This window comes from Ktedonobacter sp. SOSP1-52 (genome assembly GCF_016587395.1).
Genome location: NZ_BNJH01000004.1, coordinates 845279 through 868477, shown reverse-complemented (window position 1 = coordinate 868477; position 23199 = coordinate 845279). Strand labels below are relative to the sequence as shown.

The window sequence follows — 23199 nt, the reverse complement described above, 5'->3', positions numbered from 1 at the left end:
TAGCATTATGACGGATCACAAGCCAGATGTACTGCTGCTTCCAGCAGAAGAAGGCCCCGATGGAGCCTTCAAGCAACCAGAGATAGTCGAAGAAAAGGCCCATTCAAGCGCCACACACATTACTTTGAAGAGCGGAGATGCTTTTCTTGTCGCCAATATACGCGGCGATTTGTTGGGCGCGAACCAGGCTATGGGTCTCTACTGGCATGGGACGCGCTTTCTCCGCGAGAACAATTTCTTTCTGGAGGGCCACCCTCTCGCCATGCTTTCACACCACATCTCACCAGCGGGACTTGCCAGCCAGGTAGATTTAACGAATCCAGCGCTCAGAGTCGACGCTGACACCTTCATTGAGCAAGGCGAAATCTATGTCAGTCGACTTCTGGAGCTACATAATGAGGAGATGATCCAGACCTTTACCATTACAAGCTTTCGCGAGCTTCCACAACCGCTCCGTTTTAGCCTCAAGTTTGGTAGCGACTTCTGCGACCTCTTTGAGGTGCGAGGACTCAAACGCGAAGAGCATGGTCAGTTACAGCCGGCCCAGGTTACCGACAAGGGTGTAACTCTGAGTTATATCGGACGTGACCAGGTCACGCGCGAGACGCAAATTACCTTTACGCCACATAGCAAATATATCAGTGAGGATCGCGTCCACTGGTCGCTCCAGCTTGAGCGTGGCAAACCAGTCGTGCTCCAGATGCGCGCCCAACTGCGCGAGCTTAATGCCGAACGCTTTGCCAAACATATCGAAGTTGAGGGCGTTCATCCTCTTGAGCGCCCAACAATACATACCGATGACTATCTCTTGAATCGCCTGCTCAAGCGTGGGATGGATGACCTGTTAATGCTCTGCACACTGACGCCTTATGGCTACTATCCCTACGCAGGCATTCCCTGGTTCTCCTGTCCCTTTGGGCGCGATGGCCTGATTACCTGCCTGCAATATCTTCCCTGGTTCCCCCAGGTCGCACGCGGCACGCTGGCCTTCCTGGCTATGCACCAGGGTACAAAAACTGACGATTTCACTGAAGAAGAGCCAGGCAAGATGTTCCACGAGATGCGCACAGGCGAGATGGCAAACTGCCGCGAGATCCCCTATGTGCCTTACTATGGAAGTATCGATGTCACACCGCTCTTCCTCATCACCCTCGGCGAGTATATTCGCTGGACCAATGATCTCGATTTTCTGCGCCAGCTCTGGCCAAACGCACAACTGGCCGCGCGCTGGATGATTGAGTATGGCGACAAAGATGGTGACGGCTTCCTGGAGTACCACCGTATCCTTGATAGCGGTATCTCAAATCAGGGCTGGAAGGACTCCTGGGACTCCACCTCTCATGAGAACGGCGAGCTGGCTCGCTCTCCCATCGCGCTCAGCGAGGTTCAAGGCTACGCCTTTGCCGCGTATCGCAATATGCATTACCTGGCCGGGCACCTGGGTTACCAGGATGAAGCTGAACGCTGGGAGCAGAAGGCAAGCGAGCTTCAGGCCAATTTCATGCGCGCTTTCTGGTGGGAAGAGGAGCAGAGCATCTATATCGCGCTGGATCGCGAGAAGAAGCCTTGCAAGACGGTTAGCTCCAACGCGGGCCAGTGCCTCTGGAGCGGGATTGTCCCCAAAGAGCAGGCAAAGCTGGTCATCGAGCGCCTGATGCGCGAGGACATGTTCAATGGCTGGGGCATGCGTACCCTCTCGGCCAATGCCATTCGCTATAATCCTATGAGCTATCACAATGGCTCGGTCTGGCCACACGATACGGCCATGGTTGGAGCTGGCTTCGCACGTTACGGCGGCAAGTCTGAGGCGTCTCAATTGCTCAAAGGACTCTACCAGGCCAGTCAACACTTCGAGGATGCGCGCCTGCCCGAGCTGTTTTGTGGCTTTATCCAGCGCGAGGGCTTTGGTCCGACGCGCTACCCGGTCGCTTGCTCACCCCAGGCCTGGGCCACGGGCGCACCTGGACAGATCTTTAACGCGCTCCTTGGCCTGCGCGCCGACGCCGAGCAGAAGCGGCTGGTGCTCGAACAACCGACCTTACCCTCCTGGGTCAATATGCTGGAGGTGCGCGGCATCTACATAGGTGACCAGCATGTACACTTCCACGTACACCGTCATGGCTCACAAATAGAGGTTCAGCCAGGCACAGAGAACGAAATAGAAATTATAGTCAACTAAAAAGAAGTCCGCTGGGCAAATTGCCCAGCGGACTTCTTTTTAGTTGACTATAATAAGGGGGACGGCACCATATTTAGGAGAGAAAGGCATGTATGAGCAAGATACAATTGCAAGATGTTCTGGCACAGCGGCCGCTGGGACTGGTTTTTGACATTGATGGTACTCTAAGCGAGATCGTTCCTACCCCTTCAGAGGCCCGCCTCTACCCGGGCGTCGCTGAGCTCCTCACTGAGCTGGCTGGCTACGCTGAAGTAGCCATTATGACGGGCCGGGCCGCAGAGGATGGCGCGCGAATGGTTCAGGTTTCCAGACTGACATATATAGGAACACATGGACTGGAGTGGAGTGAGGACCTGCCGACAAGCAGCGCCCAGATCCAGCTTGTGCCCGAAGCGCTGAATTATGTAGAGCCTGGTAAGCGCCTGCTGGCCCTGGTAGAGCGCGAAATGGCACATGAAACCGGCATTATTGTCCAGGCCAAAAGCGTGGGTGGCTCCATTCACTATCGTCAGTGCGCCAATCCAGACGGGGCGCGTGAGCAAATTCTGGCGCTGCTCGAAGAGCCTGCGCGCCAGGAGGGTATGGTGATCGGCGAGGGAAAGCGTGTCGTCGAGGTACTCGCGCCCTTAAAAATCAACAAGGGTGAGGCGCTCAAGCGCTATATAGAACGCAAGCGGCTTCGTGGCGTGGTCTTCGCGGGCGATGACCGCACCGACCTCAACGCCATCTACGCGGTACGTGAGCTACGCCAGGAGGGATTCACCGGCTATACCATCGCCGTCCGGCATACTGACGCCCTACCCGAACTGCTGACAAGCGCGGACGAAGTAGTGGACGAGGTGCCCGGCATGGTAGAACGCCTGCGACAGATACGGGATATGCTGGCTACACTGCGGCAATCCGGAAGGCATGAGGAGTAGAGTGGGAGGGGAGAAGAGAAAATAGAAGCCCGCTCTTCGGTGATGACGCAACCATTGCGTCCACCGAAGGTGCTTCCAATCCTGATATATAGATGACCTCTATGAGGATACTATCGAGGGTGCGAGAAGCCAGCTTGTGGGCTGCTGGCATCTATTCATCTATCTAAAGAGTTCGCTCAGTTCGCTACGAAAAGCCTCTACCCAACGTTCGCGACGACATCGTCTGGGGAACCTTCGGCTTCTTCAACTGGCGTCTCCGCTGGCTCGCGCTCAAGGAGATCATTAATATCATTGATCTGCTTCGCTAGCCAGGTTGTCAGATTGCTACGCTCCACCGCCTGGCATGCGAAGGTCGCCTTCGCGTGACGCTCCTCTTTCGACATTGTCAGCGCCTTATAGAGCGCCTGCGCTGTCTCCATCACATCTGTGGGCGAGGTAGGAACCGACCCCTTCGCGAGTTGCTGGAACGCGCCAACGGTACGCGAGAGCACCAGCACCCCATCTCTCTGATTGACGACCGGCCCTTCTTTGGCAACCAGGTTCATACCATCAATAATGGGGTTAACCAGCAGCACATCATAGAACTGCATAGCCGCAAGGGCGCGTACACGATCATTGCCATAAAAGGCGTGAATAGGCGTCCAATTGTCGGTACTATATTTCTGATTGATCTCCTCTACAATCGCCTGAACCTCCGCAGTTGTACGGCGGTAGATGGGCAATGATTGGCGTGAAGGCACCAGGAAAGCCAGGAAGTTCACGCGACCGATCAGCTCTGGATGCTCCTCAAGCATGTAATCATATGCCTGGAAGCCACGAAGAATGTTCTTGGTGGGTTCAATACGATCTGTGCGCATGATCGTAAATTCGTTGAGGAGAGGCTTCATCTCCTCGGCGGCACGTTTACCGGGCGCGCTTTTCACAACGCGTCGCTCTTCATGAACGGAGATCGAGATGGGATAGGCTCGCGCCTGCGTGCGGTGGCCCTGCCACCAGACAGCCCCCTCTTCAAAATCCACCACGGCTCCCTCTAAGAGGGTGCGTGCCCCTTCCAGGAAGTTGCGTGCATCGCGTTCTGTCTGAAAACCAATGATATCGTTGCCTACCAGACCACTATAGATAGCCTGGGTGATATTGCTTGGCAGAAAATGCCAGCAGCGAACATCGGGCCAGGGGATGTGAATAAACTGCTGAATAACGATTGAGGGGTGGACTTTGCGAATGAGCGAGGAGACTAAGTAGAGATGATAGTCATGTAGCATAACAACTGGCATCGAGTCTTCGCGCTCAATTTCGTCGACTACAGCATCCGCGATAGCCTGGTTGGCCTCGCAATACCCATTCTCCCAGGCGTCTTGCAACTGTCGCATGTTGCTTTGAACGGGATCATACATATAATGCTGTAGGAACCAGAGCAGTTCATTACTAATCTTATCATAATGCTTACGGTAGGTTGTTTTGGGAACCGAGACGTAATGCAGTTTCATCTTCTGACCACGTAGTGGAGAAGGCATTACGCCTCCATGTTGCTCCATCTCCTTGAGGATCATGCGATCGCCTTCGGTCATGGTCATCGCAACCCATGTCATATCGAGTTGGTTCCCAACATCAATGAGGGCAGTTACCATTCCACCTGCGCCACGTCTTGCTTTGAGCGTATTATCCTGGCCGAGTTGGAACTCAACGGGACCGCGATTGGAAGCAATAATCAGACGACGCGCATGCTTCAACTGCGGAAGATGAACATCCGTCTTCATCCGCGTGGGCATGAGGTTTGTCCTTTCTAACAGGTGCTTACTGTTATAGCCTGGGAGACCGGCTACAATTGTTTCCTCCAGGTGGGAAGCAAATTTACCCCTCTTATCTCAAGAGTACACCTGGCACATACAAAGGTATGATCAGACCAGACAATATAAGAAAGCGTTACGCAAGACACCATGTGTAATGTTACCATACAATGGAGCAGAATTACCAGAACACACCAATGCCTATGGAAATAATGCGACGCTGCACCCGCATTCAAGGCTCTCTTAGGAGCTATGCCTTTATCTCGACAGTACTTTGAGAACACAGGACGGTTCCTTCATCTATGATACGAATCAGTAGATGAAAATAGACTCAACAAGTGGTTCCTATGGGGAGTGAGGTGCGCCAGAGGCGTAAGGATCCCCCAGAGAGTTAGACGCAAATCGTAGCCATCCTATCAAATAGCCCGTTAGAGAGTAGCCAAAAGTTTCATCGTTCTCCCTCTAAAAGCTATCGCATGTTCAGTACCATAGTACTGCCTGTCGTTTCTTCTCACGACGCTCCTCGTTGTAAAGAAGAGAAAGAAGGCAAATAACTGTCGTGTGCCAGGACTGCCACCTCGTTTTTCCGCGCCTCCCTGGTCAAAAACATGCCTCGCTATCTGTTATTTAAAGATAACATCGAAATAAAATCAAGGTAGCGCAGAAGCATCGACATCACCCATAACTACCTGCCTTCTAGACAAAATTTGCAGTTAAATAGGGCGCATGCTAGAATCAGCTTTGCATAAGCCCAAGAAACGTATCGCAAAAATAGTACTCTGTCGAACCAGTGGCAGAACCGAGAGGAGCGCATTTTGGAAGAGAGGAAAGGCAATAGCTGGCTAAAACGCATCCTGGATTTTGTGAATCCACTGCGCGATCCTAGCCTGATGGTCGCCGCAGTACTAACCTTCATAGAAGAAGCGGGAAATCGTGACCCCTGGTACATGATTGTCATTCTGGCGCTCGTAAACTGGTTAGCAGTGCGCGGTATCGTCTGGCTGGTCGTCAATTTTACATTTGCCTCAACGTTCCTGGTCCGCCGCTTCTGGTGGGCAATGAAACATCCTCGCCTGGCCTGGCGCATTCTGGATGCCGTAGGCCACGAAGAGATCGTGATTGGTGGCCTGCCCTCAGAGGGTGTACTCCTGCAAGATGGAACCGCCATCATGGGACCCATGCTTGGTGCCAGTGGCATTCAAGTTATTGGTGAGCTCCCCGCAGGCACTGAGATTCCTATGCTTGGTCTTCCCAATCCCAATGGGCAGATGGGCCAGTTTACGACCGATGGTCAGAACATGCATACTCCTGGGTTCTTTCCCGGTGCTGGATCATTCGCGAATGTCAATGGTTTCGGCAATCAGGGTATGGGCAATAATAATTATATCAGCACGCAGAGCACGGATGGCTTACCGCGCAGTTTCCCTCAACGTTCATCTGAAGAGGAAGAGCGCCTGCGCCAACAACTGGCTACCTACTCGCGCCTCCTCGACGACTGGATTCAGTTTACCGAAGAGAAATGGCGCACGATCAGCGACGGCCAGCTTGGCTGGAAACCCCTCCGTGGCCGTTGGAGCGACTGGGACGATATCTTCCAGGATGTTTACGCCGCCAAAACCTCCGACCCCATGGCCGAGGCCGCGCAAGCCGCGGGTGCCGCGACATCTCGACGCTTTGACTCCTCTCGCGAAAAAGGGTCCGCTGCCTCAGCTGTCGCTTGCTTTATGCGTGATATGATGACACTGCGCCAGGGTCTGGATATCTTGCAGGGTTCAACGAATGCCGGAGACGAGGCTTCCAGCACAAATGCCCAGCAGCAACAGTCCCCTGGCTCGCCACTTAATCGCTCATTCGGAGGCATGAATAGTGGCAACCTGGGCAGTGGCAACCTGGGCAGTAGCACCACAGGCAGCTTTAGCCCGCGCAGCACTCTCATTCGCAGGCCCGCGCAGATCTTCGTCGACGCCGATTCAGAGAAGTAGGACTAGTCGTACATGTATACATACTCTTCTCCCCGTCTTGTTACGGTGCGCCCAGAGATGGATCGCCTGGCTCAATATGCTCCAGGCGAGTCTCTGGAGGCATTTAGCGAGCGCACAGGTATTCCCATAGAGGATATTATTAAACTTAATAGTAATGAAAGCCCCTATGAACCCGCACCTACAGTATTGCAAGCACTCAGCAATTTTAGAAACTATAATAATTATCCCGACGCGAACTCAACCGCTTTACGCAATGCACTCGCCGATTATACTGGTGTCGATGGACGCCATATCGTCGTGCATCATGGGAGCGCCGAGCTTATCAATCTCCTCTGGCACCTCTTTCTCTCGGTAGGAGATAACATTCTCTGCTGCCCCCCAACCTTTTCACTCTATACCTCGGTCACGACCTTCTGTGGCGCGCATGTACTGGAGGTTCCTCGCAAGCCAGGCTATGGGCTTGATATCGATGCCATCCTCGATGCGCTCACTCCTGAAACCAAGCTCATTGTGCTAACTTCGCCCAATAACCCCACTGGCAACTCCATTTGCGAGCAAGATATATTGACGTTGCTCGATACAGGTCGCATCGTGATTGTGGATGAAGCATATGTGGAGTTCGCGGATAATTCTCGCGGCTTCGCGTACCTGGTACCTCAGCATGAAAATCTGATCGTGATGCGCACCTTCAGTAAATGGGCCGGGTTAGCAGGACTCCGCATCGGCTACGCCCTGACTCCTGAGTGGATTCAAGCCTATATGCGCCGCGCACAGTGTCCCTTTGAGGTGAATGTCGCCGGTCATATCGGCGCGATTGAGACCCTCAAGGCCCTGGATTATACTCTGGATAACGTCCGACGCATTACGCAGGAGCGCGAGCGGCTGTACGCCCTCCTGGACAGCTACTCCTTCCTTCATCCAGTACCCTCGCAAGGAAACTTTATCCTGATGCGCGTAGATGAAGACCAGGTGAGTGTGCGAGAGATTCGCGCAGCGGTTGAGGCCCATGGCATCCTGCTCCGCTACTTCTCGCAGCCAGAGATGCGCGACTTCATCCGCGTCACCGTGGGCAAGCCAGAGCACACCGACAAGATCGATAGCGCTCTACATAATCTCTTACCATAACACGGTACCTGCCTATGCTAGTGTCGAAGAGAGGTACATGGTCTATGCTCGCCCTCGGGTGAGCATAGACCATGTACCTCTCTTCGACACTAGAGGGATTGCTTGCCCACCTCCCTCTCCAGGATGTACAATAGCCACGGCGAGGATGTATGGCACTTACTACATCCTGTACTGGTATGGCTATACTACCTATATATGGTATAGCACAGCTTCGAGGGTCCCGCATGGCGCTATCATAGCAATGCACTAGATATCGAATCTTGTTTTCGTGGAGGATTTTGTAGTATGCCATTGAACACGGATGATCTGACAACAATTGAAGAGGTTACCGCGCACGAGATACTCGACTCGCGTGGCAATCCAACAGTTCAAGTTGAAGTGCTTCTGATGGGTGGAGCACATGGGATAGCAGCGGTTCCCTCGGGCGCGTCAACTGGCGCCCACGAGGCCGTCGAACTGCGCGATGGCGACAAGAGCCGTTATGGCGGCAAGGGAGTACTCAAGGCCGTTGAGAACGTTAACGACCAGATCAGCGATGCCCTTGTTGGCCTGGACGCCTCCGACCAGGTAATGATCGACGAGATCATGATCGAACTGGATGGAACCTCTAACAAAGGGAAACTGGGGGCGAACGCCCTCCTGGGCGTTTCTCTGGCCGTTGCCAAAGCCGCAGCCCAGGCCCATCAGCAGCCGCTCTACCGCTACCTGGGAGGTGTCTCGGCTCGTACGCTACCTGTACCAATGCTCAATATTTTAAATGGTGGCAAGCACGCCGATAATTCGACCGATTTCCAGGAATACATGATTCTCCCCGTTGGTGCGCCTTCCTTCCGCGAGGCTCTGCGCTGGGGTGCCGAGGTCTATCAGGGCCTGAAAAAGGTGCTGCACGGCAAGAGGTTTAATACCAACGTCGGCGACGAGGGTGGCTTCGCGCCTTCGCTCTCATCCAACCGCGAGGCTCTTGAGCTGATAGTCGCCGCCATTGAGGCCGCAGGCTACAAACCAGGTGTGGATATCTTCCTGGGTATGGACACAGCCTCGACCGAGCTCTATGAGAATGGGAAATACGTGCTCGCGCGCGAGGGTCGCACCCTTAACTCTAAAGAGATGATCGATCTCTATGAGCAGTGGATTGGCGAATATCCCATCGTTACCATCGAGGATGGCCTGGCGGAAGACGACTGGGAAGGCTGGTCTATAATGCGCCAGCGCCTGGGAGGCCGCGTCCAACTGGTAGGCGACGACCTGTTTGTCACCAACACCACTCGCCTCAAACGTGGTATCAGCGAGGGCTCAGCGAACTCCATCCTGGTCAAACTGAACCAGATCGGTACGCTGACCGAGACTCTGGAGGCCATTGAGATGGCCAAGCGTGCGGGCTATACCGCAGTCGTCTCGCATCGCTCCGGCGAGACCGAGGATACGACAATTGCCGACCTGGTCGTGGCCACCAATGCTGGGCAGATCAAGACTGGCGCACCCGCCCGCAGTGAGCGCGTCGCCAAGTACAACCGCCTGCTGGTGATCGAGGATGAGCTAGGGGCTGAGGCGGCTCGCTATGCTGGCTTTAACGCTTTCTACAACGTACCTGCTCTGTACGCCAAAGCCTAGCTAAGCCGGTAGGGACCAGCTTTAGCGCGTCCGAAGGCGATTAATCGCCTGTAGGCGGAGCCCGAAACGCTTCCATGGCACCATATTGGGTGGGCGATCGTTTGCTGCTCACTCAAGGTTTCGGCTTGCGCCGCACTGCCATAAATGGCATTCGGACGCGCTAAAGCTGGTCCCTACCGAGGTCCGAGAACTGCGTGCTTCAAATGTTTCAGCCATTTATCTGCCTTTCGTTCAACGAGAGGGTTCTTGCCTGCATGGACGTCTCCAACGTGGCGCGCTATAGTATATAGATGTCATCATTTATCCAATTAAGAGAGGACTTATGCCTACAAGTACCAATACCTCACGAGAGCGGCGCACAGGGCGCGCCATCCATTACAAATATAGCTACATCGTCCAGAATGCCGAGCGTGGTCCCGAGGGGGCAATCGTGCTCCTGCACGACCTCCCCGCTGGCGCCTTCGCCTGGGAAGAGATTATGCCCCAGCTAGCTGGCCTGGATCGCGCGGTCTATGCCTTCGATATGCTTGGCTATGGCCAGTCGGATCATCCCTGGCCCGCCGATACCTCGGTCTGGGGACAGGCAGACGGCCTGGCCCTGCTCTTCAAAGACCTCAAATTGAATAATATCATCCTGGTCGGGCATGGCGTTGGCGGTGGCGTCGCGCAGATCCTGGCGACGCGTCTCTATCGCGAGCAGACTTCGGCCCTGGTCCTCCTGGATACGATTAGCTACCTCCACTCCTTCGACGAGAACTGGCCCCTGTCCGAGATGAGCAAGCGCCAGGATTTTGACGCTCCCAAAGAGACTTCAGTCGAGGATGTCGTGCGCGATCTGCGTGAGACCCTGGGCAAGGGCGTGGTCAATGTCAAAGGCTTCGCCAACGTGATCGATAACTATATCGCGCCCTGGGACAGCGAAGTAGGCAAAGAGGTGCTCTACCAGCACATTCGCCTGCTCATCCCCTACTATACCAATGCCGTCTCAACCGACCTGGCGGTGCTCAAGAAGCCAGTCCTCCTCATCTGGGGTGAGAAAGATCAGCAGATGCCGCTCACATATGCCGAGCGCCTGCACCGTGAGATTCCCCATTCCAGGCTGGCAATCATCCACAACGCCGGCCACCTGGTCAACTTCGACGCTCCTGAGGCCGTGGCCACAGAGATCGTCAATTTCGTCAATGGCCTGTAATATGTAGGTCAAAAAAGCGGGCGCAACCAGATGGGTTGCGCCCGCTTTTTTGACCTACAATATCACCCTACGAGGCTTTCCTACGTTGACGACGCTCCTTTGGGCGCTCCTCGCCCTGTGACACACACATAAGCTGCTGCGAAGTCCGCACAGCGGGCAGTGTGCTTCTGGCCTGCTGCTGCTCCACGAGATAGGACTCGGAACATCGGTTATACTCTTCGACAGCGAGCATATACGTGTTAAAGAGCCGCTCAAGGGTCGGGAGCGAGGCTCCCTGCTGCTCGGCAAGCGCCAGGTCATACCATTTCTGTTTCATACGCTTTTCGGCGTACTCGATATCGTTGGGAGTCATGTAGAATCAAGCTTTCTGGAGGATGCTCAGGACGCCTTTTTCTGTTGCTTCTGCGCCCTATACTCCTCCGTAAACTGCTGGAGCAACTGTTTCGCATTTAAGAAGGTCAGGTTCGAGAGGTTGTCTGGTTCTGGCTTCTCCAGATGCTGACAGAGCTTCTTAATGCTAGAAATCTGCTGCTCCGTCGCAGCCGCATCAGGCGCTGGTTCACTCTTGCTCGCGCCTCCATTTGGGCCCTGCGCATTCGCGCTCTGCTGCCCCTGGCCGCTAAAGCGCCCATTGGCGGTGGCCGCAAAACCACCCTGTATGTGACTATTGCCATTGCTACCAGCATAGCTGCCATTCGTGGGCCGCTCTACGGGCGCATCGACAATGCGCTGCTCCTCATTAAGTTCTGGCGCGAACTGTGTGCCATAGCCAAGCGCGGCCAGGGCACGGCCAATAGAGCCCGACTCGGCCTTCTCGATAAAATCTGGAAAGTTCGCCGCGTTCTCCGACTTGGTCCCCGTCGCCGATCCGCCCTTGCCATCATGGACAGTCGCCCGGAAGATGGCCACACCCTTTGCCGTCTTCACGACCTTCTCGCTGCGCCGCTTCTCGGCGTTCCACACAAATGCCTCGGCCTCGACATCCTTATCCAGGTCCAGGTGTACGATTTCGGTTTCAATCGTACCTTGAGGGCACTCCTGGCGGAACCACACCAAACGCCACTTCACCTCCAGGTACTCCGATACGCCCTTCCCATTCTTAATATTTATCAGGTGTTCTCTAGGGTTAAACGTCTGGCCGTTACTCATTGTTAACACTCCTATTAGATGATCAATCACGTTGTCTTCTCTGGGAAATATGCGCTTTGCCCAGTATGTACGCCTACTCAATACAACTCTACTGTGCCATCCCTGACAGAAACACCTATTCACATTCCGCTAGAATCTCGCCCCATTCAATCCATACCTTGAAAATTTGTTCTAACATTATAGAACAACCTGGAGCATGCTGTCAAGTTATGAAGATTGGTCACGAGAAGGCTGCTAGCGTGGCTTGAACCCTATATCTACCTCGCCTATCGCAAGGAAGATTCTCGTTATCGTGTCACTATCATATTCTTTTCACGTAGGCAAAAAGAGGAAAATACTAGCGACCAGGGGAGAGGTTGCAGTCAGCGTAATAGTATAATAACAGGATAAGTATTCAGTGATTGAGTAGTGCGCGAGAGGTGGGCAATGACTGCCATTACTTTATACAATGAGATTCAGGCGGCCCTGCGACGTGGTGAGCGCGTCGTCGTGGCCACAGTTGTGAAGACGATGGGTGCGGCCCCCTGCGAGATTGGTACCAAGCTGCTAATCGCGGCGGACGGTACACCCCAGGGGCATATGGCGGGACCCGTCACAGATAAAAAGGTCGTCGATGAGGGATTGAAGGCACTGAGTGAGAATCACTCACACCTGGCACATATCCATATCGATGCCGATAACGGCGAGTCAGTCGGCAGTTGTGGCGCGACGCTGGAGGTCTTCTTTGAGGTCCTACGCCCCGAGCCACGTCTGGTTATCGTAGGCGCGGGCTATGTGGCACAGGCCCTGGCGCGCCTGGCGCATAGGCTGGACTTCCGCATTGTCGTGGTGGACGACCGGCGCGACCTGGCCGATCCTCAGCTCTTTGGCGAGAAAGTACAGCTCATTTTCGGCGATATCCCCGCGACCATCCAGGCCCTTGAACCTGATGAATCAAGCTGGCTAGTGATCGTCACGCGTGGGCATCAACTAGATAGGGACGCCCTAAAGGCCGCGCTATCCACCCGGGCAGCCTATATCGGTATGATCGGGAGCACCAGCAAGGTTAAACAAATTTTTCACCACCTGCGCGAAGAGGGCATCCCACGCAAGCAGCTGGAGCGCGTCCACGCACCCATAGGCCTGGACCTTGGCGCGGAAACTCCTGATGAGATCGCGCTGAGCATCGCCGCGGAAATGGTGATGCTACGCCGCCAGGGAAGCGGCCTCTCGCTCAAAAACAAGCACAATCTTCTAGAGGATGAGGTGCTCGCCTGAGCACCTCATCTCACACGCCAGGAATAGACTAATCGTCTGAATCAGAGTGGAAGCCGTTGTAGACCGTCGTGGTCAGGGTAGCCGAGCTATCATCCCCATCCAGCGACCAGAACATTGCGCCAGCCAGATCGTGGCTTTTCACATAATGGACCTTAGTAGCTACCGCCGTGGCATCGTCAAACGACCAGAAGGTGGTGCCATCAAAAATCCAGGATGCTTTTGTAATGGGGTCGCGATACGTAGGATAATTGAGCTGTGCCAGGACGTTGTAGTCATTAGTGCCAGCCTCGTACACGCCTGGCGCGGGCTGCATGTCCGGACTGCTCTGATAGAGTCCATGGTTCTGATTTGGTACATTCGTCCAACCATGACCATAGAAGGGAATACCGACCACCAGTTTTTCTTCCTCAAAGCCCGCTCTCAAGTAGGCGCGCACAGTGTTATCGACGCTGTACGCGTTTGTGGGAGCAGGGGAGGGATCCTTATGGCTGCTATAGAGCGGGGCAGCAAAATCGGTTGGTCCCTGGGCATCCCATGCCCCATGCAGATCATAGGTCATCAGATTAGCCCAGTTCAGGTAATGACCAATCTTATTTAGCTCGATCTTCTGATACTTATCCGGGCCAGCAGGCAGGGCGGCCGATAGGAGATAGCGCTTCCCAGTCTGCTTGCTTAAGGCATCAAGCTGATGGCGGAACTCGGCCAGCAGGGCCGTAAAATTCTGCGTATCCTCGGGCCGATAAACGTTACCAGTGTTACCAGGCGCGGCTGGATACTCCCAGTCAATGTCAATGCCATCGAAGACGCCAGCCCCCGCGCCATTGGCGGATGGCAAATTGCCCTTGATATAGAGATCGATGCAGGACTGGACAAAGGCCGCCCGGTTCTGAGGTAGTGCCGCGTCCGAGAAGAGCACGGACCAGCTCCAACCGCCAATCGAGATCATGGTCTGGAGACCGGGATGCAAGGCTTTCAGCTCTTTAAGCTGATTAAAGTTGCCCCGCAAGGGATCAGACCAGCTATCGGCCTGGCCGTTCACGGCCTCGGTGGCAGCGAAAGGCCTGTCGGTATCCGCCCAGCTATCCCCAAGCTGACATTTAAGATCGCTACTGATGTTGCTAAAAGCATAGTTAATGGTCGTCAGCTTGCTGGCCTGACCATTTACATCTACGTTATGCAAATTATAGTTGCGTCCATAGATGCTCCAGGCCGTGAAATAACCCACAATGCGCTTGCTCGCGGGAGCTGGCGCGGCGAACATGTCATTGCCGCTCTTAGTAGCGGAGAACGTCTGTGCATAAGCCTTGCCACCACCATTGAGCAGGGTAAAAGCACAGAGATAAAAGAGGAGTAGAAAGAGGGTGCCTCCCAGCACCAGGGGTCGACGAGAGTGCGTCATACAGCTCTCCTTTCTGGCAATCATTGCCAGCACATTTTAAATACCCTTTTTAGGGCCTATACCCGAACAATATATTCTAAAAGCAACATTACCCACTTCCTATGACTTTGTCAAGACATCTAGACCACTAGACCTTATAAATAAAATTGTAGGGTCCATGCCGGAATGGACTGCGAGCGAAGCGATCTTCCCGCGTCAGGGGATCGTCCTGCCGGCCCCGAAGTCCATGCCAGCATGGACCCTACAATGACTGTTCCGTTTATGCAATGAACTCTTGAGCGAAGAAGCGCAAGGTGTCCAACTGCAAACTATCGGAGGAGAAACTAATGATTACTTCCTGGATACCAGCTTCCTCCAACTCAGCAAGCTGACGGCGAATAGTATCTGGACTACCGATCAGCGCGCCTGCTGCTACCGGTCTGCCCAGGAGCGCGGCAGGAAATTTCGCCCTGGCCTGCTCATCGGTCTCGCCAATGGCACATAGACAGGTGATCGTGCGATGAATGCTCTCGTAGTCGCGCCCAACCGTTTCGCAATGCTCTTTGAGCACGGCCAGTTTATGCTTGATGTCTTCTAGATCGCCGCTCAGGTTGCATGCATCAGCATACTGCGCGACCAGCTTGAGAGTGACTTTTTCGCCGCCACCTCCAATGAGCAGGGGAATATGCGGCTTTTGCACACCTTTAGGCTGGTTGATAGCTCCACATACCTGGTAATGTTTCCCCTCGAAGGCGGCTTCCTCCTGAGTCCACATGGCTCGAATAACTTGAACAGCCTCTCGCAGGTAACGCAAGCGCTCAGGGGCCTCGGGATAGTCGTATCCATAAGCGCGATACTCATGCTCAAACCAGCCTGCCCCGATACCAAAGTTGAGTCGCCCATGCGAGAGCACATCGACGGTACTGGCCATTTTCGCGAGCAACGCGGGGTGACGATAGCCATTGCAGGTAACCAACTGGCCGATGCGCATACGCGTCGTATCACGTGCAAGGGCTGCGGTAGTGGTCCAGCATTCAAACGTGAACTCCTGGGATGGGCGTGGGATAGTATGAAAGTGATCAACAAGCCAGGCGGATACAAAGCCCACTTCTTCAGCAACCTGAGCCACGCGCGTCATTGCTTCATAGGCTTCGACTGGATCCTTAATTCCCTCCAACTCCATTGCCCAGCCTTGCGGCAGGGATACACCAAACTTCAGAGACATAGAATAATTTCCTCGCTTCTAAGCAAACATTTACAGAGCTTCCAATGCTCTTCTGACTCTCTTCTGACTCTCACCTCGGTCCTCCACACCATCCCTCTGACTCTCACCTCGGTTCGTCAGTCTTCAGGGGTAAGGGTGTGCGCGTCAATATTTTGCAAGAGCGCTTCCAATCCCATAGGCGCCCCGTTTACGGCGCGCAAGGCGATTTATCGCAGGAGTACAGAGTTGCGACCGATGGAAGAGCGTGGTGTGGCTTGCCCTAGGGCGTCAGAGTGTTCTGGAAAGATGCTCTTCATGCTGTATTCTTGCGATAAATCGCCTTGCACGCGATTTATCGGGTGCCTATGGGATATATTGTGCAAAAATATGGCGCATACCCAAGGAGCCCGGCCCTGTTGACGCAGGTGCCTGGCTTGACTATACTCTGTTGCTGATGCCAGGAACAGGGTTTCTTAATCATAGGTCTCTCACCACCAGGATAAGGAGCAACCAATATGCATGAGCGTGAACGCCGTCAGACCCTCGCTACTTTTTTACGCCAACGGCGGATGCACCTTTCGCCCACCGATGTGGGACTGCCGCCTGGTATCCGCCGTCGCACGCCAGGACTGCGCCGAGAGGAGGTAGCACAGCTCGCCAATATTGGCACCTCCTGGTATGTCTGGCTGGAGCAGGGACGCGATGTGCATCCCTCGGCCCAGGTTCTTGAGAGTATCGCCCAGGCGCTCAAGTTGACCTCAAATGAACGCCGGCACCTCTTTGTGCTCGCCGGGCAACCACTGCCGACTCCGCTTTCTCCTACACACGAGAGTGTTAGCCCGGCGCTCCAACAAGTGCTTGACGATCTCAATCCGTCTCCCGCTTATGTCATGGGCCGCCGGTATGATTATCTAGCCTGGAATAAAGCCGCTGATGTCATCTTCTCCATTTCAAACACAACCTCCACATACACGCGCAACCTGATATGGCGCCTCTTTACCAGCCCCACGATGCGGACACGCTCAAATTGGGAGACAATTGCGCGAGGCACATTAGCAGAGTTTCGTGCGGCTAGCGCGCGCTATCCCGACGATCCCTATTTTGAGGAGTTAATTGAGGATTTGAAGCAGGTAAGTCCCGAGTTTTGCCAGTGGTGGCCCCACCATGATGTACGGAGCGCGCTAGAGGGTCCCAAGGTCATAGAGCATTCAACCCTGGGCACTCTGGAGTTTGAGCATTTCACCTTGCAGATGCTTGGTAGCGCTGATATCAGGCTTATAATCTACACACCTAATAGCCGGACCCGAGCAATCCTGCAAAGCCTTAACATTTGAAACCTCGCCAAGGATGCCCCTCGTTTTATTTCCTTTGTCTCCGTCATGGGATCGGAAATACCCTCTTCCCACTCTCAAGACGAGCGCTCCCCTCTCTTACTCACCTTGTCGAGCTTCCTCTTTTGCGCCCAAGCTGTGCATCGTTGGTGATAAGAAGCCGCCTGCCTCTTGACATGATACGACACCGAACGTCCGAGATGGGAAGATGAACGTGTGTATCGAAGAAATCTGTAACGACGGAGTTAAAATCGGCGCGAATCTCAAACCGGCGCGAATCGTGCCCGGTTTGAGATTCATCATTCACATTACCAATTCTGGCCCGCCACCTGCCTGGTAGTGGCGTTGAGGCGGTTGAAGAGGTTGGTCGTGGCAATCATAAGGACGATGGCCGCGAGCCCTTTCTCGTCGTAGTGGCTGGCGGCCTCGTTCCAGATCGAGTCTGGGACCGGGTCAGTCCGGTCGGCGAGGCGGGTGGCAGCCTCTGTGAGCGCGAGAGCGGCACGTTCGGCGTCGGTGAAGTAGGGCGTCTCGCGCCAGGCTGCCACAGCGAAGAGCCGCTCATCTGTTTCGCCTGCCTTTTTGGCGCTGCGTGAGCCTGAGTCAACACAGGCACTACAGCCATTGATCTGGCTCGCACGCAGGTGAACAAGCTCAAGCGTCTGCTGCGGTACGCCGCCCTTTCTCGTGGCTTTGAGCAGGGTGAGTATGGCATTCATGGCGTCAGGAAGAATCGTTGCGGGATTGCTCATTCGTGCTTGCATGATGGATTTCTTCTCCTTATAGGTATCTTTGTTGTACATGGTTAGGTGATGCTGAACCGGGATACTGGTTTACGCACGTTTTAGCATGCTGCCGATACCATCAGTCAGTTTCCCAAGTATGCGGCTTTATGGTCGAAGCGCCCAGGAAGCGGCAATGAGAAGAACTACGGAACCGGTCGCGATGAGGTGGATTTCCCTCATCACTTCTCTGACGGAACGCGGCGAGGAAATGTGACCGAAATCTCGACTCTCTTTGCGGTTCTCCTATGCCAAAGAATAGCGTATGGGCTGTGTATTGACAGACGCCAAAATTCTACCTCACGGGAGAATGTTGAAAAGGGAAGAGACAGGTGTTGGGGAGGAAATGAGCAATCCTGCAAAGCCTTAACGTTTAGCCCTCTTCCCGCCAGGCCTGGCGCACTAGCTCCGGCAGGATCTGCCCGGCAGGTCCATTGAGCTGGTAGAGGTCGGGTGAGGCCAGTGGCTCGACTTCAAGATTGATGACGACAATAGTGGCCCCGGCCCGGCGCGCGACCTCTGTCAGCGAGGCGGCTGGCTCCACAAGACCCGAGGTACCGATAGAGAAGAAGAGATCGCAGAAGATCGCGGCTTCTAGCGCCTGCTCAAAGGTCTCCTCAGGCAGCGATTCCCCAAACCAGACCACGTCTGGTCGTAACAGGCCGCCACAGCGAGGACAATGCGGAGGCACCTCGCCATTCGCCGACCAGGACTCCACCAGCGTATCCTCTTCAAAGCACCTGGTGCGCGTTATATTGCCATGCAGTTCCAGCACATTCCGGCTGTCCGCTCGCTGGTGCAAACCATCGATGTTCTGGGTGACGAGCGTAAAGGTCGCGGCATGCCGCTCAATAGCTGCCAAGGCCGCGTGCCCTGGATTGGGCTGAGCCTGGCCCATCAGCTCGCGCCGATGCGCATACCATTCCCAAACCAGTTTAGGGTTGCGCTGGAAGGCCTCAGGAGTCGCCAGGTCCTCCGGGCGAAACTTCTCCCAGAGACCCGTCTGGGGATCGCGAAAGGTAGGCAGGCCACTCTCAGCCGAGATGCCCGCCCCCGTCAGGGCAGCAATGCTTTTCGCGCCACGCAACGCCTCCACCAATCCTGGGGAATCGAGACCGCAGATTGCTCACTCATGGTTCATCTCTTCTTTCTTAGAAAATCAGCTTGCCTCTATTTTAATATTACCCGCAAACAAAGACATAAACAAATAGAGGGTGTATGGGTACGGGTTGGCCGAGCCAACCCGTACCCATACACCCTCTATTTGTTTATGTTTATCTCTCTTCGTGGTGCGCTCCGCCGCCGGTCATGAGCACGCCGAGTTCCTCCTCGGTGACCTCTGGTCCGACGATGTCTACGATTCGCCCTTCGTACATGACCGCGATGCGGTCGGAGAGAGAGCGGATCTCATCCAGCTCGGCTGAGATCAGGAGCACAGCCTTACCAGCATCACGCTGCTCAATCAGGCGGCGATGAATGAATTCGATGGCACCAATATCGACGCCACGCGTAGGCTGGGCGGCAATTAGGGCCTCGGGATTGCTCGCAAGCTCGCGCGCGATGATCACCTTCTGCTGGTTACCACCGGAGAGCGCTCTGGCGGGAATATCAACCGATGGCGTACGCACATCAAAGTCCGCGACTAGCTTGCGCGCCGTCTCGCGAATCTTGCCCAGCGAGAGCAAGAATTTACCGCGTGCGAACTCGGGCCAGCGCTGACGTCCCAGGATGATGTTGTCGCTAATTGACTCGCTGAGCACCAGGCCGCTCTCGCGCCGGTCTTCGGGAATATGCGCCAGGCCCATTAAGCGCTCATCATCGGCGTGCATATTGGTCAGATCGACGGTCTTGCCTGCCTTCCCCTCCTTGACCGGAGTGATGGTGATCTGCCCCGAGGTCGCCTTGCGCATGCCAGAGATAACCTCGATCAGTTCAGACTGGCCGTTGCCCTCGACGCCCGCGATGCCCAGGATCTCGCCTGAGCGTACCTCGAAGTTGATATCATGCAACACATCAAGGCCCAGATCGGACTTAGCACAGAGATCCTTCGTTTGCAGCACCACTGATCCCGGCTGGGCAGGCGTTTTCTCCACCCGCAGCAGTACATCGCGGCCAACCATCATACGCGCGATCTCGCGCCGGTTAGTGTCCCGCGTCACCAGGCTGCCAGCGTTCTTACCCCGGCGCAAAACCGTGATGTTATCGGTCAGGTCCAGGACTTCGCGCAGCTTGTGGGTAATGAAGATGATGGTCTTGCCCTGCTTGACCAGGCCACGCAGCACACCAAAGAGTTCATCCGTCTCCTGGGGTGTGAGCACACCTGTTGGCTCGTCCATAATCAGGATGTCCGCGCCTCGCGCCAGGACCTTAAGGATCTCTACGCGCTGCTGCAAACCTACCGAGAGATCTTTGATTTTGGCGTCGGGATCAATGGGCAGGCCATACTGATCGCTCAGGCGTTTCAGCTCGGCGCGCGCCTGCTTTAGATTCAAAGTACCAGCCACACCGCCGGGTTCGCGTCCAAGAATGATATTCTCTGCCACCGTCAGGGGTGGGATGAGCATAAAATGCTGGTGCACCATACCAATCCCGAGGCGAATGGCATCACGTGGCCCGTGAATGGAGACCGGTTTGCCATTGACCAGGATCTCTCCGCTGTCGGGTCGAATCAGACCATAGAGAATATTCATCAAGGTCGACTTGCCCGCGCCATTCTCGCCCATGAGGGCATGAATCTCGCCCTGGCGCACTTGCAGGTTGACATGATCATTGGCGATCACGCCAGGCCAGGCCTTGGAGATCTCACGCATCTCTACCGCGTAAGGAGCGTTGCTCTCGCCCACGGGTTGTATAAGCGTGCTTTCTTGCATAATTTTTTAATTACCTCCTATTCCGTGCCTGGCTCGTAAGGAACGCCATCGGCGGCTGGTGGAATCGTGCGACCAACCAGGCCAACGAGGGCGAACAGCGTCAGGATATAGGGCAGCGTGCTCAACAGGTTAGGATCAATGCCCGGTCCCTGTAGACGTGAGACCAGCGCCTCACCCAGGCCAAAGACTATACACGCGCCCGCGGTCCCCCAGGGAGTCCATTTGCCAAAGATCATCGCTGCTAGCGCGATAAAGCCTGTGCCAGCCGTCATGTTGGAGGTAAAGACGCCAGCGATGCCCAGCGAGAGATAGGCGCCCGCCAGGCCAGCGAAGGCACCACTGGCACCCACGCAAATGTAGCGCATCAAGCGTACATTAACGCCCGCTGTATCCGCGGCGTGAGGGTGCTCACCGACCGCGCGGATACGCAGGCCAAAGTTGGTATGGAAGAGCAGGAACTGCGTCGCGAATAGGATCACCACCGCGACATAGAAGATGATATTCTGTTGTAGGAAGACGGGACCGATAAAGGGAATGTTGGAGAGCGGGCCCAGCGAGACCTGGGGCAGGCGCAGCGAATCATTCAGCGAAGGCACGCCCTGGCCCGCCGTCTGGATAAAGACGATATAGTTAGTCAGGCCCAACGCGAACAGGTTGATCGCGATACCGCTGACGACCTGGTTGGCCTTGAAGTTAATCGAGACCAGCGCATGAATCAGGGAGATCAGCGTAGCCGCGACAATCGCGCCCACGACGCCTAGCAGCACGTTATTGGTCGCACGCGCCACCATGACACCCGCGCACGCCCCGGTCAGCATCATGCCTTCCATGGCAATATTAGTGATACCGCTGCGCTCTGAGATCACGCCACCCAGCGCGGGCAACAGCAGCAGGGCGGCAAACTGAAGCGTCGCGGCCCATAGGTCGCTTGAACGCAGCACACTCAAGATTAAGCCAAGCATTACTAACGACCCTCCTCAATGGGATTTGATGGGCGCTCCTCGGAGTGGACGCTCTCGACAGGAACCCCCTCGTGCTTTGTTGTCACCGCGTCCGACGCGCCAGGCTCGACTTCGTGCAAGCTATCGTTCTCAATCACGATCAGGGGATTGCCAACGATGGGACCCGCCAGCGGAACCTCAATCGCAGGCACCGCCGCGCGCCTGGACCGGCGACGGAAGGCGCGTGTGAGCGCGGGCAGGAACTCGGAAGCGATACTAAAGAGCACCAGCGCCTGAATGACATACACCATGTCGCCAGGAATCTTGGCAAAGAGTTGCATCGTGGTTCCCCCCTGGCGCAGGCCACCAAAGAGGAGGGCGCTCAAGAGAATACCAACGCCCGTGGTCCGCCCGAGCAGCGAGACGCCAATCGCGTCAAATCCGGTCGGGTCAATCGCGAAGGTCGAGCCAAACAATTGATACGGAGGTTGGCCCATGAGGTGGATCGCGCCCGCCAGGCCAGAGAAGGCACCAGACAGCGCCATCACCAGGAACATATTGCGCCTGGTGCGGATACCCGCGTATTGCGCGGCCCTGGGATTCTGCCCAATGACGCGAATTTCATAGCCAAAGGCGGTCCGGCTCGTAAGGAACCAGTAAAAGATGAGAACGACAAGCGCGATCAGCAAGCCGACATCGGTAAGATACTGCTCAGGATTAGTAATCTGAGGCAAGAACTGGCCCAGGGTATTATTATAGGTCGTGGCCAGGAAGGGAAGTTGCGCCTGAGTTGGCAGAGATGGCGTCTGCGTCGCCTGGTGAGGAGCCTTGTAGGGGCCAGAGATGAGATAGTCGGTTACATAGAAAGCGATCCAGTTGAGCATGATCGTGGTCACCACTTCGTGCGCACCACGCCAGGCTTTAAGCAGGCCGACAATACCACCCCAGATACCACCAGCGACAATGCTTCCCAGCAGCATCAGTGGCACAAGCACGATGCCCGGGAGGGTGGGAAAGGTATAGGCGATAATACCCGCGGTCATGGCTCCAACAGCGAGCTGGCCTGCGGCACCAATGTTAAATAGGCCAGCCCGGTACGCAATAGCGACAGAGAGACCAGTCAGTATCAAGGGACCTACGCGCACAAGAGTATAGGAGAGACTCTGTGGATCGCCAAAGGAGCCCTGAAAAAGGTACTGATAACCGCTAAAGACGGTGTTCAGTCGCACATCAAACGCGCCTGGAGTCGTCGCCATGATAAAGATACCGCCGACAACCAATGCCAGCAGCACCGAGAAGAGAGGACGGCTCAGAGCAATCCAGATTCTATACAACCAACCGAGAAATTTCGACGCCGAAGAAGGTGTACTCTTCGCTTCGCGCCGACCTGGTGGCACGGCCATAAGGCTTCCTCCGAAACAGGAGACGGCATGATGCGCCGCCAACAAATTGTAAGTCAGGAATGTATATCGACAATCAGGAATGTATATC

At 55.1% G+C, this 23199-nt stretch carries 18 protein-coding genes; 8 read left to right on the top strand and 10 right to left on the bottom strand.

Annotation, left to right across the window (positions count from 1 at the left end):
• The first annotated feature begins 7 nt into the window (after positions 1-7).
• Positions 8-2179, top strand: coding sequence for an amylo-alpha-1,6-glucosidase (locus JMJ16_RS38915; protein ID WP_201390242.1), 2172 nt, complete (start codon positions 8-10; stop codon positions 2177-2179).
• A 92-nt stretch (positions 2180-2271) separates the two neighbouring features.
• Complete coding sequence (gene otsB / locus JMJ16_RS38910) at positions 2272-3099, top strand: trehalose-phosphatase (protein WP_201390240.1); 828 nt, start codon at positions 2272-2274, stop codon at positions 3097-3099.
• Between the two features lie 197 nt (positions 3100-3296).
• On the opposite strand, the gene JMJ16_RS38905 is transcribed toward otsB, so the two are convergent.
• Positions 3297-4868: a trehalose-6-phosphate synthase gene (locus JMJ16_RS38905; protein WP_201390238.1), complete on the bottom strand. Its 1572-nt coding sequence runs from the start codon at positions 4866-4868 to the stop codon at positions 3297-3299.
• An 833-nt stretch (positions 4869-5701) separates the two neighbouring features.
• On the opposite strand from JMJ16_RS38905, the gene JMJ16_RS38900 reads away from it, so the two are divergent.
• The 4 genes from JMJ16_RS38900 (at position 5702) to JMJ16_RS38885 (ending at position 10796) form a co-directional block, all read left to right on the top strand.
• Positions 5702-6868 carry a hypothetical protein gene (locus JMJ16_RS38900; RefSeq protein WP_201390236.1) on the top strand — a complete coding sequence of 389 codons (1167 nt, stop codon included), beginning with the start codon at positions 5702-5704 and terminating at the stop codon, positions 6866-6868.
• 12 nt (positions 6869-6880) lie between these two features.
• Complete coding sequence (gene hisC / locus JMJ16_RS38895; protein ID WP_201390234.1) at positions 6881-7993, top strand: histidinol-phosphate transaminase; 1113 nt, start codon at positions 6881-6883, stop codon at positions 7991-7993.
• 306 nt (positions 7994-8299) lie between these two features.
• Complete coding sequence (eno, locus tag JMJ16_RS38890) at positions 8300-9604, top strand: phosphopyruvate hydratase (protein ID WP_201390834.1); 1305 nt, start codon at positions 8300-8302, stop codon at positions 9602-9604.
• 322 nt (positions 9605-9926) lie between these two features.
• The gene (locus JMJ16_RS38885; protein WP_201390232.1) at positions 9927-10796 is read left to right on the top strand and encodes an alpha/beta fold hydrolase; all 870 of its coding nucleotides are present in this window, start codon (positions 9927-9929) and stop codon (positions 10794-10796) included.
• 67 nt (positions 10797-10863) lie between these two features.
• On the opposite strand, the gene JMJ16_RS38880 is transcribed toward JMJ16_RS38885, so the two are convergent.
• Together JMJ16_RS38880 and JMJ16_RS38875 are read right to left on the bottom strand one after the other, a co-directional pair.
• A complete protein-coding gene (locus JMJ16_RS38880) occupies positions 10864-11148 on the bottom strand; it encodes a hypothetical protein (protein WP_201390229.1) in 285 nt (94 codons plus the stop codon).
• 26 nt (positions 11149-11174) lie between these two features.
• Positions 11175-11945: a hypothetical protein gene (locus JMJ16_RS38875; protein WP_201390228.1), complete on the bottom strand. Its 771-nt coding sequence runs from the start codon at positions 11943-11945 to the stop codon at positions 11175-11177.
• 426 nt (positions 11946-12371) lie between these two features.
• Here JMJ16_RS38875 and JMJ16_RS38870 point away from each other — a divergent pair, with 426 nt between their 5' ends.
• Positions 12372-13202: an XdhC family protein gene (locus JMJ16_RS38870; RefSeq protein ID WP_201381768.1), complete on the top strand. Its 831-nt coding sequence runs from the start codon at positions 12372-12374 to the stop codon at positions 13200-13202.
• 28 nt (positions 13203-13230) lie between these two features.
• On the opposite strand, the gene JMJ16_RS38865 is transcribed toward JMJ16_RS38870, so the two are convergent.
• Both JMJ16_RS38865 and JMJ16_RS38860 read right to left on the bottom strand, forming a co-directional pair.
• Complete coding sequence (locus JMJ16_RS38865; protein ID WP_201390225.1) at positions 13231-14601, bottom strand: glycoside hydrolase family 18 protein; 1371 nt, start codon at positions 14599-14601, stop codon at positions 13231-13233.
• Between the two features lie 259 nt (positions 14602-14860).
• Positions 14861-15805 (bottom strand): LLM class F420-dependent oxidoreductase, encoded by a 945-nt coding sequence (locus tag JMJ16_RS38860; protein WP_201390224.1) that lies wholly within the window; start codon positions 15803-15805, stop codon positions 14861-14863.
• Positions 15806-16299: 494 nt separating this feature from the next.
• Here JMJ16_RS38860 and JMJ16_RS38855 point away from each other — a divergent pair, with 494 nt between their 5' ends.
• On the top strand, positions 16300-17118 hold the full coding sequence (locus JMJ16_RS38855; protein WP_201390222.1) for a helix-turn-helix transcriptional regulator: 819 nt from the start codon (positions 16300-16302) through the stop codon (positions 17116-17118).
• A gap of 305 nt (positions 17119-17423) precedes the next feature.
• Here the strand turns inward: JMJ16_RS38855 and JMJ16_RS38850 are convergent, their stop codons facing one another.
• The 5 genes from JMJ16_RS38850 to JMJ16_RS38830 form a co-directional block, all read right to left on the bottom strand.
• Entirely contained in the window at positions 17424-17879 is a 456-nt protein-coding gene (locus JMJ16_RS38850; protein WP_201370170.1) for a carboxymuconolactone decarboxylase family protein, read from the bottom strand.
• Between the two features lie 391 nt (positions 17880-18270).
• A complete protein-coding gene (locus JMJ16_RS38845; RefSeq protein WP_374229148.1) occupies positions 18271-18993 on the bottom strand; it encodes an NAD-dependent deacetylase in 723 nt (240 codons plus the stop codon).
• A gap of 178 nt (positions 18994-19171) precedes the next feature.
• On the bottom strand, positions 19172-20767 hold the full coding sequence (locus tag JMJ16_RS38840) for an ABC transporter ATP-binding protein (protein ID WP_201390218.1): 1596 nt from the start codon (positions 20765-20767) through the stop codon (positions 19172-19174).
• A 17-nt stretch (positions 20768-20784) separates the two neighbouring features.
• On the bottom strand, positions 20785-21729 hold the full coding sequence (locus JMJ16_RS38835; protein ID WP_201390216.1) for an ABC transporter permease: 945 nt from the start codon (positions 21727-21729) through the stop codon (positions 20785-20787).
• Positions 21730-21731: 2 nt separating this feature from the next.
• Positions 21732-23111: an ABC transporter permease gene (locus tag JMJ16_RS38830; RefSeq protein WP_201390214.1), complete on the bottom strand. Its 1380-nt coding sequence runs from the start codon at positions 23109-23111 to the stop codon at positions 21732-21734.
• Positions 23112-23199: the final 88 nt, after the last annotated feature.

Bases quoted from the DNA above. Each gene is read 5' to 3' on its own strand.
- JMJ16_RS38905 (WP_201390238.1), bottom strand. From the start codon at position 4,868: ATGCCCACGCGGATGAAGACGGATGTTCATCTTCCGCAGTTGAAGCAT.
- JMJ16_RS38850 (WP_201370170.1), bottom strand. From the start codon at position 17,879: ATGCAAGCACGAATGAGCAATCCCGCAACGATTCTTCCTGACGCCATG.
- JMJ16_RS38865 (WP_201390225.1), bottom strand. From the start codon at position 14,601: ATGACGCACTCTCGTCGACCCCTGGTGCTGGGAGGCACCCTCTTTCTA.
- hisC (WP_201390234.1), top strand. From the start codon at position 6,881: ATGTATACATACTCTTCTCCCCGTCTTGTTACGGTGCGCCCAGAGATG.
- JMJ16_RS38860 (WP_201390224.1), bottom strand. From the start codon at position 15,805: ATGTCTCTGAAGTTTGGTGTATCCCTGCCGCAAGGCTGGGCAATGGAG.
- JMJ16_RS38880 (WP_201390229.1), bottom strand. From the start codon at position 11,148: ATGACTCCCAACGATATCGAGTACGCCGAAAAGCGTATGAAACAGAAA.
- otsB (WP_201390240.1), top strand. From the start codon at position 2,272: ATGAGCAAGATACAATTGCAAGATGTTCTGGCACAGCGGCCGCTGGGA.
- JMJ16_RS38855 (WP_201390222.1), top strand. From the start codon at position 16,300: ATGCATGAGCGTGAACGCCGTCAGACCCTCGCTACTTTTTTACGCCAA.
- JMJ16_RS38885 (WP_201390232.1), top strand. From the start codon at position 9,927: ATGCCTACAAGTACCAATACCTCACGAGAGCGGCGCACAGGGCGCGCC.
- JMJ16_RS38840 (WP_201390218.1), bottom strand. From the start codon at position 20,767: ATGCAAGAAAGCACGCTTATACAACCCGTGGGCGAGAGCAACGCTCCT.
- JMJ16_RS38875 (WP_201390228.1), bottom strand. From the start codon at position 11,945: ATGAGTAACGGCCAGACGTTTAACCCTAGAGAACACCTGATAAATATT.
- JMJ16_RS38830 (WP_201390214.1), bottom strand. From the start codon at position 23,111: ATGGCCGTGCCACCAGGTCGGCGCGAAGCGAAGAGTACACCTTCTTCG.
- JMJ16_RS38870 (WP_201381768.1), top strand. From the start codon at position 12,372: ATGACTGCCATTACTTTATACAATGAGATTCAGGCGGCCCTGCGACGT.
- JMJ16_RS38835 (WP_201390216.1), bottom strand. From the start codon at position 21,729: ATGCTTGGCTTAATCTTGAGTGTGCTGCGTTCAAGCGACCTATGGGCC.
- JMJ16_RS38915 (WP_201390242.1), top strand. From the start codon at position 8: ATGACGGATCACAAGCCAGATGTACTGCTGCTTCCAGCAGAAGAAGGC.